General features: G+C 38.2%; 19 protein-coding genes. 10 read left to right on the top strand and 9 right to left on the bottom strand.

Annotated features, from left to right (window positions below; genetic code table 11):
- Position 1: 1 nt before the first annotated feature.
- From U735_RS0113735 to U735_RS0113725, 3 genes are read right to left on the bottom strand one after another with little or no spacing between them, the layout of a single operon-like run.
- The gene (locus tag U735_RS0113735) at positions 2-454 is read right to left on the bottom strand and encodes a hypothetical protein (protein ID WP_146032789.1); all 453 of its coding nucleotides are present in this window, start codon (positions 452-454) and stop codon (positions 2-4) included.
- On the bottom strand, positions 444-962 hold the full coding sequence (locus U735_RS0113730; protein ID WP_031444371.1) for a hypothetical protein: 519 nt from the start codon (positions 960-962) through the stop codon (positions 444-446). Before U735_RS0113730 ends, U735_RS0113735 begins: the two co-directional genes overlap by 11 nt.
- A 33-nt stretch (positions 963-995) precedes the next feature.
- Positions 996-1,559 carry an RNA polymerase sigma factor gene (locus U735_RS0113725; RefSeq protein WP_232233264.1) on the bottom strand — a complete coding sequence of 188 codons (564 nt, stop codon included), beginning with the start codon at positions 1,557-1,559 and terminating at the stop codon, positions 996-998.
- 209 nt (positions 1,560-1,768) lie between these two features.
- Between U735_RS0113725 and U735_RS0113720 the strand changes: the two genes are divergently transcribed.
- Complete coding sequence (locus tag U735_RS0113720) at positions 1,769-2,434, top strand: uracil-DNA glycosylase (RefSeq protein WP_031444369.1); 666 nt, start codon at positions 1,769-1,771, stop codon at positions 2,432-2,434.
- Between the two features lie 225 nt (positions 2,435-2,659).
- Positions 2,660-3,076 carry a response regulator gene (locus U735_RS0113710; protein ID WP_031444368.1) on the top strand — a complete coding sequence of 139 codons (417 nt, stop codon included), beginning with the start codon at positions 2,660-2,662 and terminating at the stop codon, positions 3,074-3,076.
- A 36-nt stretch (positions 3,077-3,112) separates the two neighbouring features.
- On the opposite strand, the gene U735_RS0113705 is transcribed toward U735_RS0113710, so the two are convergent.
- The 6 genes from U735_RS0113705 to U735_RS0113680 all read right to left on the bottom strand — a co-directional run bounded on the left by U735_RS0113705 (position 3,113) and on the right by U735_RS0113680 (position 8,043).
- On the bottom strand, positions 3,113-3,967 hold the full coding sequence (locus tag U735_RS0113705; protein ID WP_031444367.1) for a substrate-binding domain-containing protein: 855 nt from the start codon (positions 3,965-3,967) through the stop codon (positions 3,113-3,115).
- Positions 3,968-4,097: 130 nt separating this feature from the next.
- The gene (locus U735_RS0113700) at positions 4,098-4,964 is read right to left on the bottom strand and encodes a nucleoside phosphorylase (protein WP_031444366.1); all 867 of its coding nucleotides are present in this window, start codon (positions 4,962-4,964) and stop codon (positions 4,098-4,100) included.
- Between the two features lies 1 nt (position 4,965).
- Complete coding sequence (locus tag U735_RS0113695) at positions 4,966-5,898, bottom strand: DUF1835 domain-containing protein (protein ID WP_031444365.1); 933 nt, start codon at positions 5,896-5,898, stop codon at positions 4,966-4,968.
- Between the two features lie 73 nt (positions 5,899-5,971).
- Entirely contained in the window at positions 5,972-6,301 is a 330-nt protein-coding gene (locus tag U735_RS0113690; protein WP_031444364.1) for a translation initiation factor, read from the bottom strand.
- Positions 6,302-6,410: 109 nt separating this feature from the next.
- The gene (locus tag U735_RS0113685) at positions 6,411-7,016 is read right to left on the bottom strand and encodes a DinB family protein (protein ID WP_031444363.1); all 606 of its coding nucleotides are present in this window, start codon (positions 7,014-7,016) and stop codon (positions 6,411-6,413) included.
- A 76-nt stretch (positions 7,017-7,092) separates the two neighbouring features.
- Entirely contained in the window at positions 7,093-8,043 is a 951-nt protein-coding gene (locus tag U735_RS0113680; protein WP_031444362.1) for an isopenicillin N synthase family dioxygenase, read from the bottom strand.
- A 126-nt stretch (positions 8,044-8,169) separates the two neighbouring features.
- On the opposite strand from U735_RS0113680, the gene U735_RS0113675 reads away from it, so the two are divergent.
- The 8 genes from U735_RS0113675 to U735_RS0113640 all read left to right on the top strand — a co-directional run bounded on the left by U735_RS0113675 (position 8,170) and on the right by U735_RS0113640 (position 16,733).
- The gene (locus U735_RS0113675) at positions 8,170-10,146 is read left to right on the top strand and encodes an alpha-ketoacid dehydrogenase subunit alpha/beta (RefSeq protein WP_031444361.1); all 1,977 of its coding nucleotides are present in this window, start codon (positions 8,170-8,172) and stop codon (positions 10,144-10,146) included.
- Between the two features lie 29 nt (positions 10,147-10,175).
- A complete protein-coding gene (locus tag U735_RS0113670; RefSeq protein ID WP_316933018.1) occupies positions 10,176-11,273 on the top strand; it encodes a sensor histidine kinase in 1,098 nt (365 codons plus the stop codon).
- 4 nt (positions 11,274-11,277) lie between these two features.
- Complete coding sequence (locus U735_RS0113665) at positions 11,278-12,612, top strand: sigma-54-dependent transcriptional regulator (protein ID WP_031444359.1); 1,335 nt, start codon at positions 11,278-11,280, stop codon at positions 12,610-12,612.
- Positions 12,613-12,972: 360 nt separating this feature from the next.
- Positions 12,973-14,256: a Glu/Leu/Phe/Val family dehydrogenase gene (locus U735_RS0113660; RefSeq protein WP_031444358.1), complete on the top strand. Its 1,284-nt coding sequence runs from the start codon at positions 12,973-12,975 to the stop codon at positions 14,254-14,256.
- Between the two features lie 23 nt (positions 14,257-14,279).
- Entirely contained in the window at positions 14,280-14,699 is a 420-nt protein-coding gene (locus U735_RS0113655; protein ID WP_031444357.1) for a GreA/GreB family elongation factor, read from the top strand.
- Positions 14,700-14,701: 2 nt separating this feature from the next.
- The gene (locus U735_RS0113650; RefSeq protein WP_031444356.1) at positions 14,702-15,079 is read left to right on the top strand and encodes a hypothetical protein; all 378 of its coding nucleotides are present in this window, start codon (positions 14,702-14,704) and stop codon (positions 15,077-15,079) included.
- A 340-nt stretch (positions 15,080-15,419) separates the two neighbouring features.
- A complete protein-coding gene (locus U735_RS0113645) occupies positions 15,420-15,914 on the top strand; it encodes a lipocalin-like domain-containing protein (RefSeq protein ID WP_031444355.1) in 495 nt (164 codons plus the stop codon).
- A 123-nt stretch (positions 15,915-16,037) separates the two neighbouring features.
- Positions 16,038-16,733 carry an OmpA family protein gene (locus U735_RS0113640; RefSeq protein WP_031444354.1) on the top strand — a complete coding sequence of 232 codons (696 nt, stop codon included), beginning with the start codon at positions 16,038-16,040 and terminating at the stop codon, positions 16,731-16,733.
- Positions 16,734-16,747: the final 14 nt, after the last annotated feature.

The raw sequence follows: 16,747 nt of genomic DNA, 5'->3' as shown, positions 1-16,747 counted from the left end.
ATTACCTTCCACCCTTTTTCTGTCTATATTGTTTTAGAAGCTGACGTTTAAAATCCTCTTCCGAACGCATCAACAAAATGGTCTTCTTGGCCGAAATTGTCTTGGATATATTTTCGATATAGGATTTTTCCAACTTATATTTTTCTTCCTCCAATTTTTGCATACGGCCAAGAAGTTCACTGGCTTGTGCGTCCGATAGGGCATCCAGATTTTTTATCTCGGAACCTATTTCGAAGCGCTCCTCCCTGAACAAACCTTCCCTTTTGGATTGATGTTCATTGTAAAGAGGCCAAAAACTTTGGGCTTCCTTTGGAGTAAGGTCCAATCTTTCTGTAATGAAAGCTACTTTTAGTGATTTTATTTTATCCCAATCCTGTCTTTCCTGTGAGCTTAAGGATAGCGTAACTGCAAGGAAAAGGATAGGGGCAAGTATTTTTATTTTTCTAATCATCATTGTGCATATTTAATTCTTCAAAATCTTCAATATGGGAGTCCAGATAATCTATGATATTGTCATTATCCAGCTTAATTTCCAGAATATCGTTTAGGTCCAAATCATCGATTGGAAGTATTTCCGCCAAATCATAGGAGGTAAGTTCCAAGTCGTTAAATTCAAAATAATTTTCTATGTCAGAATTGGCCAAGTCCGAATATGATGGCGTTTTATCGCTATTAAATTGAACCACAAGGAACAATAGTACCACCGCGGCAACGGAAGCGGCCGTGTAATAGTGTTTCTTATAAGATTTTAATGGTATTACCTTGGTCTCGGCCGGAATACTTTCCAGTTGTTCCAGAAGCCTTGTGTTAAAAGTTTCAAAATAACCCTCCGGAACTTTGAATCCTTCATTCGGAGGCATAGACGCATCTTCCTTTGCTATCTTTTTCATGATATCGCTGGAAAAGGTATCGAAATACCCATCTGGAACCCCAAAACTGTTATTTTTATTTAATTTATCCATTTCAATAGTTTGACCTTGAACAATATAAAAGGTTTAATTTTCTTTCAAAAAAGCTTCGATCTTTTTTGATGCCAAATGATAGGAGGCTTTTAATCCACCTACGGAGGTCTCTAAAATCTCTGAAATTTCTTCATACTTCATCTCCTGAAAATATTTCATATTAAATATTAATTTTTGCTTTTCAGGAAGTGTTGCTATGGCCATTTGTAATTTTAGTTGAATTTCATCGCCTTCAAAATAGACATCGGCCCTCAAATCTTCAACTGCCTTGGTCATCAACTTCTCGTTATTTATCTTAAATTTTTGTGATTTGGATTTTAAAAATGACAATGCCTCATTGGTGGCTATTCTATACATCCAGGAGTATAATTTACTGTCACCCTTAAAGCTATCGATATTTCTGAAAACCTTTATAAAGGTATTCTGCAATACATCATCGGTGTCATCATGGTTTAATACAATTCGTCTTATATGCCAATACAGACGTTCCTTGTAAGTGCTCACCAACACCTCAAAAGCCTTGGCCTGATGGTCCTTTTGCTTTAATTGTATTACTAAAGTTTCTTCCGCAATCAACATTTTGGACTTAAGTTCCATTATAGGACTATAGAAATTGAAAATGGTTTATTTATGGCTTTATTATTTTTTATGACTAAAAGCAAAGGTAAGCAAGTTTAACTACTGTAATTTTTTATTAGGTTATCACCTTTTAAAGAAAATTATTTTTATTTTTTAACTATTTTTGATTTTATTCCTTGCAGAAAGGTATCAATTCTTTGTTTAACAATTATAAAATGAAATCATAAGTGACTTTTAGTGTGCATGATAGTTGGCACAAGCTTTTGCTTGCCGAGTTAAAAAAACCTTATTTTGAATCTCTTATGGCCTTTGTTAAAGAGGAATATGCCAAACACACATGCTACCCAAAGGAGAATAATATTTTTTCCGCTTTTAATCACTGTCACTTAGAAGAAACCAAAGTAGTTATTATAGGTCAAGATCCTTATCATGGACCTAATCAGGCCAATGGTCTTTGTTTTTCCGTAAACGGGGGCGTGGCGCACCCACCCTCGTTGGTCAATATATTTAAGGAAATTGAATCGGATTTGGGCAAAGCTTATCCTGAGAATGGAAATTTGGAACATTGGGCAGACCAAGGCGTTCTTTTACTGAACGCCACCTTAACAGTACGGGCGCAAGAAGCTGGCAGTCACCAAAATAAGGGATGGGAGTATTTTACGGATACCGTTATCCAAAAATTATCCAATGAAAAGGAAGGGTTGGTATTTTTATTATGGGGAGGTTTTGCCAAGAAGAAGGCCAAGTTGATCAATACGGAAAAACATTACATTTTGACTTCCGGACATCCTTCTCCCTTGAGTGCCAATAGAGGGTATTGGTTTGGGAACAGGCATTTTAGTAAAACCAACAAAATATTATTGGAAAATGGAAGACAAGCAATTAATTGGTAATCTGAATTTTGATGGATTAGGATTTATACAAAACTGTCATATGGCTATAAAGTATAGAAACGGTTCCTTTTTTATTGCAAAATTTCAGTTTTAGAAAGAACATTTATATTACTTTTTTGTCCAAAAGCGAAAATGTAGTATTAACTAAATCTATATTTGTACTTTTTTTGAAATTGTATTGTAAAACTTACACTAGCATTTGTGATATTAAATATTAATAGGTTAATGAATTCTACTAAATTAAAATGGGTATTGTTGGTTGATGACGACGGAACAACCAATATGCTCAATAAACTATTTTTAAAAAAACTTATTCCTGACCTGGATATTGATACTGTTACGGATGGTCATAGGGCGTTGGATTTTATTGAGGCGAACATAAATGATATAGACCAAGGAAGTTTTCTTTTGATTTTGGATATTGAAATGCCGATAATGAACGGATGGCAATTTTTGGAGGCTTTTGATATACTTTTTAGAAAAGAGGAAAAAGAAAAAATTGTAATAGCTGTATTGACCGCCAATGGTACTGAGGAATTAACCTACAGGGCCTTGGCCAATCCACGTGTTAAGGAATGTCTTCAGAAACCTTTGTCGGATATCAATTTTAGAAGTATAATCCAAACCTATTTTTACGAGTAGGCGACCAGAAATCAAAAAAAATCTGTTTGTCCCTTTTTAAGTTCCCTTATACAATATCTCCTTGCTTGGGGTTATCTTTTCAATAAGCTTCAAGTCCTTTAAGGTGTTTTGTACCAATTCCAAATTCTTTTTACTGATATTATTTTGTCCCCATTCCGTTAGGGATAGCCAATGTTCAATATCTTCCAGTTGCTGGTTATAAGTGTTGGCCAAGGTCCGGTCTATACTGGGAATCCGTTTAAAATCGGAGGTATATATATTGATGATGTCCAATATATGTTTCAAGGTTCCGGGATTTTCGGTGATAAACTTATCCGTTGCGGCAATAACGAAGCAAGGCCATGGGGTTGGGCAGTCTGTAATTCTTCTAAATACTCCTTGATCAACCAAGGGTTTTGTAGTAAAACGCTCCCACATAAAATAATCGGCCTTGCCCTCTGTTAAACTGGCCACCGCACCATTTAAATTGTCGATTACCTCAAATTTTAAATCTTGGGTGTTCCAACCTTGGTTTTGTGCGTTTACGTATGCCATTAGATGGCTGCCACTCCCATACCTACTTATAGCTGCGGTTTTGTCTTTTAGATGGGCCAAGGTCTTATAATTACTTTTGGCAGCTACGTGGATGCCCCATAAGAGGGGAGTAGCTATATATTCCTGAACTATTTTCGAGGGATTCCCTTCGCTTATACTTTTTACGATCCCTTCGGTCAAAATAATTGCCAGATCGGTTTCGTTATCTTTTAATAATTGAGCCATTTTACCGGTTCCTTCCGGGATATCTGTCCAATTTAGGTTTATTCCACGGGCTCCGAAGGCGCCTTCTTCTATGGCTAATTGCCAGGGAAAATTAAAGTGTTCGGGAACACCTATGATATTTACATTTTTCAAATCAATTATTTTTATCTGGTTTGTCAATTAATTAGGAGTGCCGGCTATAATGATGTTTTTAATTTTTGGTATATATAGCACATATTAAAGCACTTACATTCAATTAATTGTCTTTTTAACTATTGTAACTTTAGGCTATCTTGTTCAGGGCATATTTTATCAGTTCGTCTATCGCCAAATCCGGTCTTGATGAAAACTGTCCGTTTGGCCTATTTGCCAAAATACAGTTTAAGGAAACGGCCCTGTGACCCAATAACTTTGCCAAGCCATAAATGCCGGAGGTCTCCATTTCCAAATTGGTAATGCGTTTATTTTTGTAGTTAAAACTGGCCAGTTTGGCATTCATGTTGTCATCTTCCAATTTTAATCGTAAACTTCTGCCCTGAGGCCCGTAGAACCCAACATTTGTAGCGGTAAATCCAAGTTGCATATTGTCCGAGACGAACTGGGCTCCCAAGTCTTTGTCATATGCTACCACATAGGGGCTAGACTTTTCTTTCAGCCATTTGGTGTGCTTTAAAAATGCTTCCTGAATTTCTGGGTGTTGAATATGTACACTGTCGTAAAAATGCAAAAGACTGTCCAGGCCAATGGCGTATTCGCTTATCAAAAAGGAATCTACGGGAATATCGGGCTGAATGGCTCCAGAAGTCCCTATTCTAATAATATCCAATCGGGTTTTATCTTTTTTTACGGTCCTGGTTTCAAAATCAATGTTGACCAGGGCATCCAGTTCATTTAGGACAATGTCTATATTGTCCGTGCCGATACCGGTTGAAATTACGGATATACGCTTGTTGTTCAGCCATCCCGTATGGGTCAGGAATTCCCGTTTTCCTTTTTTTAAGTCGATCTTATCAAAAAACTGGGAAACGCGCTTTACCCTATCGGGATCTCCAACGGTAATTACGGTGTCTGCTAGGTCTTGGGGTAATAAATTAAGATGATATACGCTTTGGTCTGCGTTTAGGATTAGCTCTGAAGAACCAATTTTCATTTTACAATTTTAGTATGCGGTTCGTTTCAGAGTTATAGAGGAAATTATATTTTAAGGCACCGCCTAAATAGGCATCATTTTCTTGGATACAGGAGTAGTAGCTGGTTTTTCCTTCCAGGATTTCCATACCTTTTTTTGAAAGTTTAACAGGACTTAAATTGGTAAAAAGAGGTTTTAACTTGGTTATTACACGCTCGTATTGGGTATCGCCAAAACCATAACGCCCTTGGTTTCTCAAGACCGTGTTCAATAATTCCAGTTTGGTCTTTGGTTTGGCACTGCGTGCCAAGCGCAATATATTGTTTTCTACTTCATTGAGACCGTTTCTAATGGTTGGGAAACGCATCAGGTGGGCTTCTATAGCACCGGAAAGGTGGGAGAACTGAAAACTGTCAAAATCCTTAAGGTTTTCCAATCTAATGGGGTTGTCGCTACAGTACAACTGCCAAACATAATCGGCGTATTCTATATCGTCCTGAGTTAAAAGAGTACGATTGGTGTATAATTTTCGTAATTGCTCATCGGTTAATTCTCCTAGTCCTAATATATCCAAGGAATCTTCTTCTCCTTCACTGGATACCAAAGATATTTCGGCATAAGGCCTATGGGTCTTTAACCAGCTAATTACCGCCAACATATTTATTTGATCAAAAAGATCGAAATCGAACCAAAGTACAATACGGTCTTCCTGTTTGTGGTTACAGAGGGTGCGGTATTCTTTTAAAGTCTTATCAATAAACCACGTTTTGGAAATCTTATAGTTCTTATTTAAAAACTCGAACCTGGTTTTCCAAAATGATTCGCTGCCAACATTGGTTTCGGTCTTACCTTCACATAACATTTCACGCCAGGTAATAATATCCCCTTCCAATTTAAGGGTGTTCAATTTATTGGTGAGTATATCACCGTTTGTTATGTGTAATTGGGAACTCATTGTAATGGTGGTTTAGGTTGTGGCTAATAAAAGTAGTGTTTTATCTTAATATCAGAAAATAATTAACAAAAATCTAACCTCCAACGCGTTTTACTTTAAATCCTTTTTCCTGTAATATTTTCATTATTTTATCTCTATAATCTCCTTGAATAATTATAGAATCATCCTTAAAACTTCCGCCTACACTAAGTTTGGTTTTAAGTTCCTTGGCTAATTTTTTAAAATCTTCGTCTGCTCCGGTGTACCCCTCCAATATGGTTATTGGTTTTCCCTTTCTTTTTTCATACTTGCAAATAATAGGTTCTTCCTGCAACCAAATTTCATTTTCAACATCTTTTTTCTGCTCATCCTCTGTTGGCTCATGATCCGGAAATAGATTCTTCAATTGATCCTTTAAGTCCATTGTAAATTTTAAAAATTATGCTAAAATAGTATTTCAACGCCAAAATCAAAACCCATCCTTCACAAATTGGGATTTTGGTCGGAATGGGTCATTTTGATTTAGATGTTATTTAATCCATTGGAAAGTCTTCGTCGTCCATTACTTCCTCCATCTGCTTAATATGTCTTTCCGTATGACCGGACATAAACAAAAGTATTTGATAGGCATCAACGGTCCCAAAAGGAAGTTGTTGGTATCGGTTTCGAAGGTCGTCCTGAGTACTTTTAACATATTCTATATGTTCTTTCCTCTTGGTTTTAAATTCCTCCACTGTTTCTTCAAAACTGCCATATTTCCCAGAGGGTTCAAAAGGCTCGCTAGTTTTTACTTTGTTGCTGCGGTCTTCTATCATGGCAATTAATCCCTCATCAGAAACTTTTACTTCTGCACGTTTGGAAGGGTCTGGCTCATTGGCCAAAGTACCCTGAAGCATACCAAAGATCATATTTTCTGAAATTGCAATATGCTCCGCACACTCGGCAATGGACCAGGAATCATCCGTTATCTTGTAATTGAGTTGCGCTTCATTTAAACCCTCCAAAGTATTTAAAAAATGATCATGGGATTTTGTCAATTCTTTTACGGCAAATTCCCGTTCGGCGTCTGTCAGCGTAGATTTAACTACTCCAAATGCCATAACCGCCAATAATACGACTGGTAAAATTACTTTTTTCATAGTGTCCAAGGTTAAATTGTTAATACTAAAAATAGTTCACGTTCTAGGCTATTATTAAGTTTTGATTACTTCTAATCTACTTCGTAATTAGGCCTAAGTCGATCAGTCTTTCATGCAAAAACTCGCCAGCTGTAATGTCCTCAAATTGTTTTGGATGGTCCCTATCCACACAATTCTCTAAACAATTTAAAGGCATTTCGCTAATGGGATGCATAAAAAACGGTACGGAATACCTGGAAGTACCCCATAGTTCCCTGGGGGGATTTACCACCTGGTGAATGGTAGATTTTAATTTATTATTGGTTAAACGGGAAAGCATATCCCCCACGTTGATCATCAATTGATCTGGCCGGGCAATTGCATCTACCCATTCCCCGTCGTGGTTTTTTACCTGTAGTCCCTTTCCATGGGCTCCCATTAAAAGGGTAATTAAATTAATATCCCCATGGGCAGCAGCTCTAACGGCATTTTTTGGTTCATCCTTTATGGGGGGGTAATGTATTGGTCTTAAAATGGAATTTCCATTTTTAATATAATCGTCAAAATAGGTTTCCTCCAAGTCTAAATGAAGGGCAAGTGCACGCAAAACGTACTTTGCCGTTTTTTCCAACATTTTATAGGTTTCCTTACCGGTGGCATTAAAATCAGCCAACTCTTGGACCTCTACATTGGCAGGATATTCCTTTTCCAATTTTGGGTTATTTTCTACATACTGGCCAAAATGCCAAAATTCCTTTAAATCCCCTTCTTTTTTTCCTTTGGCATGTTCTTTACCAAAAGAAGTATATCCCCTTTGTCCCCCAATCCCTGGAATTTCATATTTATCCTTGACTTCTTGTGGTAGGTGGAAAAATTTCTTGATTTCGGAATACAGATCGTCTACCAATTTTTCGGACAAAAAATGACCACTTAATGCTACGAATCCAATATTCTCGAAGGCACTTCCTATCTCTTTTATGAATTTTTCTTTTCTATTTTTATCGTTGGATATAAAATCTTCAAGATTTACACTTGGTATTGCACTCATCATCATTATTTTTAATAAAATCAAAGTTAATAAATATGGCCAATCTTCTTGAAATATTATTCGACTTTGTTTTTCTGTTTTGTTACATTTATAAATTATTTAAGCCAAAAAGAATAAAAACATAACATGCAATATAAAGGAGATAGTGTTGATAAGGCCATGCAACTGAAACTTTATCAACGGATGCTTAAACCACGTTTGATAGAGGAGAAAATGTTGATTCTTCTACGCCAGGGAAAAATAAGCAAATGGTTTAGTGGCATAGGACAGGAAGCAATAGCGGTAGGGGTTACCAGTGCCTTAAGGCCTGATGAATACATCTTGCCCATGCACCGCAATCTTGGTGTTTTTACCACAAGAAATATACCTTTACACCGACTTTTCTCCCAATGGCAGGGTAAAGGCAATGGCTTTACCAATGGTAGGGACAGAAGTTTTCACTTTGGTACCCAAGAATATAAAATTGTAGGGATGATATCCCATTTGGGTCCACAGTTGGGGGTAGCCGACGGGATAGCCCTTGCAGACCTTCTGAAACAGAATAATAAGGTAACTGCAGTTTTTACGGGAGAGGGGGGGACAAGCGAGGGCGATTTCCATGAGGCCTTAAATCTTGCTGCGGTATGGGATTTGCCTGTTCTATTTTGTATAGAGAACAACGGTTATGGATTGTCTACCCCGACAAACGAGCAATACAGATGTGAAAATTTGGCGGACAAAGGGATAGGTTACGGAATGGAATCGCATATCGTAGAGGGCAACAATATTTTGGAAGTATATTCCCAGGTCGATTTTATTTGTAATAGTATGCGGAAAAACCCTAGGCCCGTTTTGTTGGAATTTAGAACATTTAGAATGCGTGGCCATGAGGAAGCCAGTGGAACCAAATATGTCCCACAGCAATTGTTGGATGCCTGGGAAGAAAAGGATCCCATTGTTAATTTTGAAAACTTTCTTTTGGAGGAAAAGATTCTTTCGGCCCATTTGATAGAAACATTTAAAAATGAAATATATGCTGAAATAGACTACGATCTAAAAAAAGCCTTTGCGGAGAATGAGATTGAAGTAGATGAAACAAAGGAATTAAAGGATGTTTATAAAGAGTTTGATTATCAGCAGATTAATCATAATTCCACAACTAAAAATATTAGGTTGATCGATGCGGTTTCCCAAGGATTGAAACAGTCTATGGAAAGGCACGAAAACCTCGTGGTTATGGGGCAGGATATTGCAGATTATGGCGGAGTGTTTAAGATTACCGAGGGTTTTGTGGAGGCTTTTGGAAAGGACCGTGTCCGGAATACCCCAATATGTGAATCGGCAGTGGTTTCTGCCGCAATGGGCCTTTCCATAAACGGAGTGAAATCGGTAGTGGAAATGCAGTTTGCCGACTTTGTAAGTACAGGATTTAATCCTGTGGTAAACTATTTGGCCAAAGTACATTACCGTTGGGGTGAACATGCAGATGTTGTTATACGGATGCCCTGTGGGGCAGGGATGGGGGCTGGACCTTTTCATTCACAGACCAATGAAGCTTGGTTTACAAAGACTCCGGGATTAAAAGTGGTCTATCCGGCCTTTCCATATGATGCAAAGGGCCTTTTGGCCACTTCCATCAATGATCCCAATCCGGTATTGTTTTTTGAACATAAAGGACTTTATAGGAATATTTACCAAGACGTGCCCGAGGATTATTATACGCTGCCTTTTGGTAAGGCATCCCTATTGAGGGAAGGTGCGGATATTACTGTGGTTTCCTATGGCTTGGGTGTGCATTGGGCACTGGAGTCACTAAATGACAATCCCGATATAAAGGCCGATCTGATTGATTTAAGGACCTTGCAGCCCATGGATATGGATGCAATTTATACCTCTGTAAAAAAAACAGGCAAACTTATTATTTTACAAGAGGATAGTTTGTTTGGGGGTGTGGCCAGTGACATTTGCGCTTTGGTGGTGGAAAACTGTTTTGAGTTCTTGGATGCACCTGTAAAACGGGTTGCCAGTTTGGAGACGCCCATTCCTTTTTCCAAAAATTTGGAAAATAATTATTTGCCCAAAGAAAGATTTGGACAGGAGCTTTTAAATTTGTTATCCTATTAGATATCTCCCGAAAATTAAAATTGATCAATATGCAGATGATTACAGCAGAAGAAAAACTCAAGGAGCGTATAAAGGAGCTTACTTGTTTATATGAGGTAACCTCTATAATCGTGAATTGCGACTATGAACAGGTTGAAGATGCCCTGAAGGGAATTCTACATTGTTTGCAGAAAGCTTGGCTTTTTAGTGACGTTGCCCAAGTGAAACTCATTTCTGACCAGTATAATATAGTCACGCCAGATTTTCCGGATGATCCTGTGTCGTTGGAGTCCAATGTTATGGTTTTTAATAAGAAAGTAGGTGAAATACACGTGGCCTATCCTGGGCCAAAATATACCAAGGATGACTTTTTGCAGGAAGAAGAAAAATTGCTTCAAAATGTGTGTTTGGAGGTGGGCAATCTTTTGGAAAGAAAACAGATCAAGGACAATGAGATAATTATCAAGCGTAAAATGGAAAGGGCCGACCGCCTTGGTATTTTAGGTGAAATTACTGCTGGGATCGCCCATGAACTAAATACCCCATTGGCGAATATACTTGGATTTGCCGAATTATTGAAAACTAGGATAACTCAGGACACCCAAGCCGCTAAGGATGTCGATAAAATAATAAATAGTGCTATATTTTCCAGGGAAGTGGTTAAAAAGCTCATGTTCTTTGCCTGTGAAATGCCCCAGCAGATGTCCTTGGTCAATATAGGCCCCATAATAACGAATGCTGTTAATTTAATGGAGCCCAGTTTTAAGAAAAAGAAAATTGTTCACCATCTCAATTTGAGTGACCAACCTATTTTTCTACGGGTAGATACCATTCAGTTGACTCAGGTAGTTTTTAATTTGGTGCTTAATGCCATTTATTTTTCCCCTGTTAAAGGCAAGATTAAAATAGAGGTAAAGGAAACCGATAAAAATATTGAAATATGCATCACGGATGAAGGGCCAGGTATAGATTCCAAAATTAGTGATAAGATCTTTGAACCGTTTTTTAGTACCAAACCGGTTGGTGAAGGTTCCGGATTGGGGTTAAGCGTAGTTCATGGTATAGTAAAAAGTCATAAAGGGACCATAAAGTATAGATCCAACAAACCTAAAGGGGCTATATTTACCGTTAATTTTCCGAAAATATAAGATTATGGGTTTTAATAAAGAGAATGTATTGATCGTAGATGATGATGTAAATATATTGGAATTGATCCATAGACACCTTCAATCTTTTAATTACCATACCTATAAGGCTGTTTCTGTTAAAGAGGCCTTGGTGATATTAAAAGATTCCAAAATAGACCTTTTGATTACAGACCTTAAAATGCCGGATGTTGATGGGCTGCAGCTGGTTAAATACGTTTCCGAACATTATCCCAAGTTACCAAAATTAGTGGTTACCGGTTATCCGTCGGTAGATGACGCAATGAGTGTTCTAAAATCAGGGGCCTTGGATTATTTGGTCAAACCTTTTACCAAAGAGGAATTAAAGCAGGCGGTATTAAAATCGTTCAAGGGCAATTCCCCTAGCAAGGCAGGGTCAAACGGTCATTCAGCCTCTAAAAATAATAATGTTGATGCTTATGGGGAACTTATTGGTAGATCCGAGGCCATAAAAAAAGTGACCGATATTATCGATAGGGTGAAAGACAACAAGGCAACGGTCCTGATTAATGGGGAAAGTGGCACCGGGAAGGAATTGGTTGCCCGTTCTGTACATTATATGGGAAAATTCTCCAGGGCGCCGTTTGTTGCGGTAAACTGTGGGGCCATTCCTGAAAGTCTATTGGAAGCCGAGCTTTTTGGTTATGCCAAGGGGGCTTTTACGGGGGCCAATGAAAATCGCAATGGTTTTTTTCAGGCAGCGGACAAGGGTACCTTATTTTTGGATGAAATAGGCAATGCATCCCTGTCCGTTCAATCCAAATTGTTACGGGCCTTGCAGGAAAAAGAAGTGGTGAAGGTAGGGTCTCAAAAAATAGAAAAAATAGACATCCGGGTTATTGCGGCCACCAATAGCAATTTATATTCCCAAGTACAAAAAAAATTGTTTAGGGAAGACCTTTATTATAGGTTGACCGTTGTGGAAATAAATGTGCCTTCCCTCCGGGAGCGCAAAGAAGATATTCCCTTGTTGGTGAACAAGTTTCTTTTAAAATACGGAGTGGAGTATAAGGATAGATTGGTAACTATTGCACCCGAGGCTTTGGAGCTTTTATTTCGGTATCCATGGCCTGGGAATATTAGGGAATTGGAAAACGTAATTCAAAGGGCTGTAATAATGTGCGATAAGAGAATCGAAATCGACAATTTGCCAGACAATTTGAAATATAAGATAGATTTTCCCGAAGACAACCTATTGCCATTAAAAGAAGTTGAAAAAAAATATATCTTAAAAGTGTTGGAGGCCACCGACAATAATAAATCCAAAGCAGCAGAAATTCTTCAGATAGATCGCAAAACACTGCGTCAAAAAATCCAATAAATTCCTTGTTTCAGATGGGTATTATTTACCCGACTGAGGAAAATATCCCATCTCCGTATTCAATAGAACAGTGTTCATTTCAAATTAATGTATTGATTTACAGTTGTTTGAATGTACAATAATTCTCTCTCTGGTTTTGTGGCACCCTAGTTGCCTTTACCGTGTTACTAAAATACACGGTTATGGGAAACAGCACTAGTTTATGTCCAAGTTGTGAGTATTTCAAAACATGTGTACTTACAAAAAACAAAAAACATATTTGGAACTGCAATGAATTTGAATCAGCGGATTCAAGGGCAGTATTTGGTAGAAATAATTTGGTTTTTAAAAGTGAAGTGACATTATTCTAAAAAGAAATTTATGATTACAAAGTCAAAAACAGCATCGAAACAGGGCATGTTGGAGAACGTGATGCGTCAATTCAATCATGCTGCCGATATTATTAACCTAAATAGTAATATTAGAAAAATACTTAGCATCACCAATAATGAATTGCTGATACATTTCCCAGTTAAAATGGATAATGGGGATGTTGAAGTTTTTACCGGATATCGGGTACAGCACAATAACGCTTTGGGACCTTATAAAGGTGGACTTCGTTATCACCCAACCGTAGATATTGATGCGGCAAAAGCCCTTGCAATGTGGATGACCTGGAAAACTTCTTTGGCAGGTCTGCCCTATGGTGGAGCAAAGGGAGGAATACAAATTGATCCCTCCAAATATTCTACTGCCGAATTGGAAAGGATTACCAGAAGGTTTACATATGCATTAGGTGATAACATTGGTCCCGAGCACGATATACCTGCCCCGGACGTAAATACAAATTCACAAACCATGGCCTGGATTGTGGATACGTATATGTCTACAAAATCTCCGGCCGAAAGGTCTAAAAATCAGCATGTGGTAACCGGAAAACCCTTGGGTTCCGGTGGTTCTGAAGGCAGGGATAGGGCTACAGGCTATGGCGTTTTTCTGAACATAAAATATTGGGCCGAAAAGAAAAAGGTCGACCTCAAGAATAAGAGGTTTATTGTACAGGGATTTGGGAATGTGGGTTATTGGACTGCCTATTTTTTGGAAAACGAAGGTGCTAAATTGGTAGGAGTGCAGGATGCTTATGGTAGTATTACGAACAGCGATGGTATTGAAGTATCCAAGTTGTACCAGTATATGCAAGGTAACAAAGGCAGTATTGTAGGCTATGACAACGCCCAAGTTGTAGAAAAGGACCATTTTTTTGAATTGGACTGCGATATATGTATTCCTGCGGCCTTAGGAAATCAAATTACAGCTGAGAACGCAACTAAGATCAAGGCATTTTTAATAGCGGAAGGGGCAAACGGACCTACCGATGTGGAAGGTGAGGAGATATTGTTGAAAAATGGAGTGGGTATTATACCGGACATCCTATGTAATTCCGGAGGTGTAATTGGCAGTTATTTTGAGTGGCTCCAGAATAGAAACGGAGAATTATGGCAATTGGAGGAAGTATTGGCGAAGCTGGAAAAGAAAATGAAGGAAGTCTTTGAAAAGGTTTATGAAACGGCCGAAAATAGGGATGGGGATATGAGGACTGCGGCCTATGTCATAGCTATTGAGAGAATAGAAAAGGCCTATGTTCAAAGAGGGATATTTCCATAAATAAAATTAAAAAACACAGAATTATGAAGTACGGAAATTTAGTGTTGGAGGAGAAGGAATTTGTCCTTTTAAAACGCTTGGTAAATGTATCCGGGTTTTACACGGATAATACTTATAAGAGTTCCATTGAAAAGTTGACTGAAGAGTTGAAATCTGCGGTTGTTTATAATGAGGGGGAAATGCCCAAAGATGTCATTAGGTTCAATTCCATTGTTACCATCCAAGCGGTTAATGGATGGTCAAAACAATTCCAATTGGTGATTCCATCACAGGGCGATTTCAAGAATAGTAAAATCTCAATTCTAACACCAATGGGGGCAGCCGTTATTGGCTATGCCAAAGGGGACGATATTGTTTGGGAGTTTAGGAATGGGGAACAAACCCTTAAAGTGGCAGATGTAAAGCAAGAACACAACACTATTAACTCTGATATTTTATTGTAATTATGGAAGTGTTTTATGAGCATGATTCGGACGATAAATTAATTGCCAAAAAAGATGCCCTGGAGCTGAGCAATTGGATAGAACATTTGGTTAACAATGGTAGGGAGTTGGAAATCTTGATCAACATCGCCAAGAAATTGTCGAATGATGATGATATGATTGGTAACCTGAAAGAATTGACCTTGGAAAACAAATTACATCTGGGTGTATTCTACAGATATAAGAGTTCAATGGTCAATTTACATGAATGCGAAGATATGGAGTGCGATATATACTATGTGAACAAGCACGAAGAATATCGTAACCTATATGCGGGTATTTTACAGGCGTCACACAAATTAAAGGAAAAACTATATACCCAGATTTTGGGAAAATTATGAAGTTGTTTTGTTAGCAGTCTGTTTGTTGGTTTTAATATTAGAGTTTTGGCTGTTAATGCACAAGGGAAAGCAATGCTTTCCCTTGTTTTTTTAGGAATATCATCTGCTATAGTTAGGCTGGTACCCTGTAATTGCCACTGATTCCCAATTGGGGTAAAGTCAATTATTTTTTTATAAGAGCAAACTGATTGTCGCCGTTTGCAATAACTTTGAAAAAATAAATTGTTGGGAATATTCTGTGCCTGAAGCTATTAGTTTAAATCTTTGAAATTAATACCGGAGCATCATACTTTTTTCACACTTCCAACGTATATATGTTCAAATTATAAATATGAAAATTATGCAATTAAGAAAGCTTGTATTTTTAATGTTGATTATGGCCGGTCTCGTTACCTCCTGTTCCGTATCCAAGGCGGCAAGGCAAGATAGAAGTGTTTTGACCGGTAACTGGATTTTAAACAATGTTTCCTATCAAGGGGGGGAGGGAAAATTTAAATCGGTACTTTTTAATGATTCCGATGCTACTTGTTTTGAAGGTAGCACCTGGTTTTTTAGAAACAATAACAGTACCGGCAGTTATATGTTGGGTGGCGGTGGTAATTGCGATGGAGCGGAGCGCTTTATCCGTTGGTCGGTTGTGGATAGACCAGGAATGACAAGTCAGTTACAGTTTAAGTTTATAGACGAGAAGTATAAGGATATTTCCGGAGGTTTGGGATATAGATTGGACATTGAACAACTCACCGATCAACAGCTGAGATTGACCTCAAAAGTAGCTGTAGAGGGACAACCGTTGACCGTGGTTTATGAATTTACTAAAAACGATCTACCGTAATTAATAATAAACATTAAGATATATTCATGCCGCTATACGGATAAGCCGGAATTGGCATGATTTCTGTTCTGATGGATGCGTTCGTCCTAAGAACTTTGGGATTAATTTTAAACAAGAAATCAAATGAAAAAAATAATAGTAAGCAGTTTATCCATAATGATGATTCTAGCTACGTTCAGTAGCTGTCAAGCAGTAAAGAATACAAGTCATAAGCAAAGGGGGGCAGCAACAGGTGCTGCCGGCGGAGCGGTAATTGGAGGTGTTCTCGGCAATAATGTCGGAAAAGGAAACAATACAGCCTTGGGAGCTATCATTGGAGCAGTGGTAGGTGGTGTTGCCGGTGGTTATATTGGGGACAGAATGGACCGTCAGGCAGAACGAATTGAAGAAGAGATTCCAGGAGCAGAGGTTACCAGGGTTGGCGAAGGAATAAATGTAACCTTTAATGAGGATGCCGGTGTTTATTTTGACACCAATAAATCTGATGTTAAGGGTACTTCGGCAACAACATTGGATAGATTGGTAGGGATCTTAAAAGAATACCCGGACACCAATATATTGGTGGAAGGCCATACCGATAGTGCCGGACCCGATGATTACAATTTAAACTTATCCAAACAACGGGCACAGTCTGTAACCAATTACTTAATTACCAATGGTATTTCAGGGAGTAGGTTAACTACAACCTGGTATGGTGAGACGCAACCCAAGGCCGATAACAGTACAGCTGCCGGTAAAGCTAAAAACCGTAGGGTAGAATTGGTTATTGTGGCCAATGAAGCTCTACAACAGGAAGCCCTCCAAAAAGCGAAACAGTAAAAAAACTTTCTTAT

This window comes from Arenibacter algicola, assembly GCF_000733925.1.
In the GTDB taxonomy this organism is placed as follows: domain Bacteria; phylum Bacteroidota; class Bacteroidia; order Flavobacteriales; family Flavobacteriaceae; genus Arenibacter; species Arenibacter algicola.
This window is presented reverse-complemented; position numbering and strand designations above follow the sequence as displayed.

What these genes read in the sequence shown, in the direction of transcription:
- U735_RS0113735 (WP_146032789.1), bottom strand. Translation starts at nt 454, where the DNA reads ATGATGATTAGAAAAATAAAAATACTTGCCCCTATCCTTTTCCTTGCA.
- U735_RS0113730 (WP_031444371.1), bottom strand. Translation starts at nt 962, where the DNA reads ATGGATAAATTAAATAAAAATAACAGTTTTGGGGTTCCAGATGGGTAT.
- U735_RS0113725 (WP_232233264.1), bottom strand. Translation starts at nt 1,559, where the DNA reads ATGGAACTTAAGTCCAAAATGTTGATTGCGGAAGAAACTTTAGTAATA.
- U735_RS0113710 (WP_031444368.1), top strand. Translation starts at nt 2,660, where the DNA reads ATGAATTCTACTAAATTAAAATGGGTATTGTTGGTTGATGACGACGGA.
- U735_RS0113700 (WP_031444366.1), bottom strand. Translation starts at nt 4,964, where the DNA reads ATGAAAATTGGTTCTTCAGAGCTAATCCTAAACGCAGACCAAAGCGTA.
- U735_RS0113695 (WP_031444365.1), bottom strand. Translation starts at nt 5,898, where the DNA reads ATGAGTTCCCAATTACACATAACAAACGGTGATATACTCACCAATAAA.
- U735_RS0113690 (WP_031444364.1), bottom strand. Translation starts at nt 6,301, where the DNA reads ATGGACTTAAAGGATCAATTGAAGAATCTATTTCCGGATCATGAGCCA.
- U735_RS0113685 (WP_031444363.1), bottom strand. Translation starts at nt 7,016, where the DNA reads ATGAAAAAAGTAATTTTACCAGTCGTATTATTGGCGGTTATGGCATTT.
- U735_RS0113680 (WP_031444362.1), bottom strand. Translation starts at nt 8,043, where the DNA reads ATGAGTGCAATACCAAGTGTAAATCTTGAAGATTTTATATCCAACGAT.
- U735_RS0113675 (WP_031444361.1), top strand. Translation starts at nt 8,170, where the DNA reads ATGCAATATAAAGGAGATAGTGTTGATAAGGCCATGCAACTGAAACTT.
- U735_RS0113670 (WP_316933018.1), top strand. Translation starts at nt 10,176, where the DNA reads ATGCAGATGATTACAGCAGAAGAAAAACTCAAGGAGCGTATAAAGGAG.
- U735_RS0113665 (WP_031444359.1), top strand. Translation starts at nt 11,278, where the DNA reads ATGGGTTTTAATAAAGAGAATGTATTGATCGTAGATGATGATGTAAAT.
- U735_RS0113660 (WP_031444358.1), top strand. Translation starts at nt 12,973, where the DNA reads ATGATTACAAAGTCAAAAACAGCATCGAAACAGGGCATGTTGGAGAAC.
- U735_RS0113655 (WP_031444357.1), top strand. Translation starts at nt 14,280, where the DNA reads ATGAAGTACGGAAATTTAGTGTTGGAGGAGAAGGAATTTGTCCTTTTA.
- U735_RS0113650 (WP_031444356.1), top strand. Translation starts at nt 14,702, where the DNA reads ATGGAAGTGTTTTATGAGCATGATTCGGACGATAAATTAATTGCCAAA.
- U735_RS0113645 (WP_031444355.1), top strand. Translation starts at nt 15,420, where the DNA reads ATGCAATTAAGAAAGCTTGTATTTTTAATGTTGATTATGGCCGGTCTC.
- U735_RS0113640 (WP_031444354.1), top strand. Translation starts at nt 16,038, where the DNA reads ATGAAAAAAATAATAGTAAGCAGTTTATCCATAATGATGATTCTAGCT.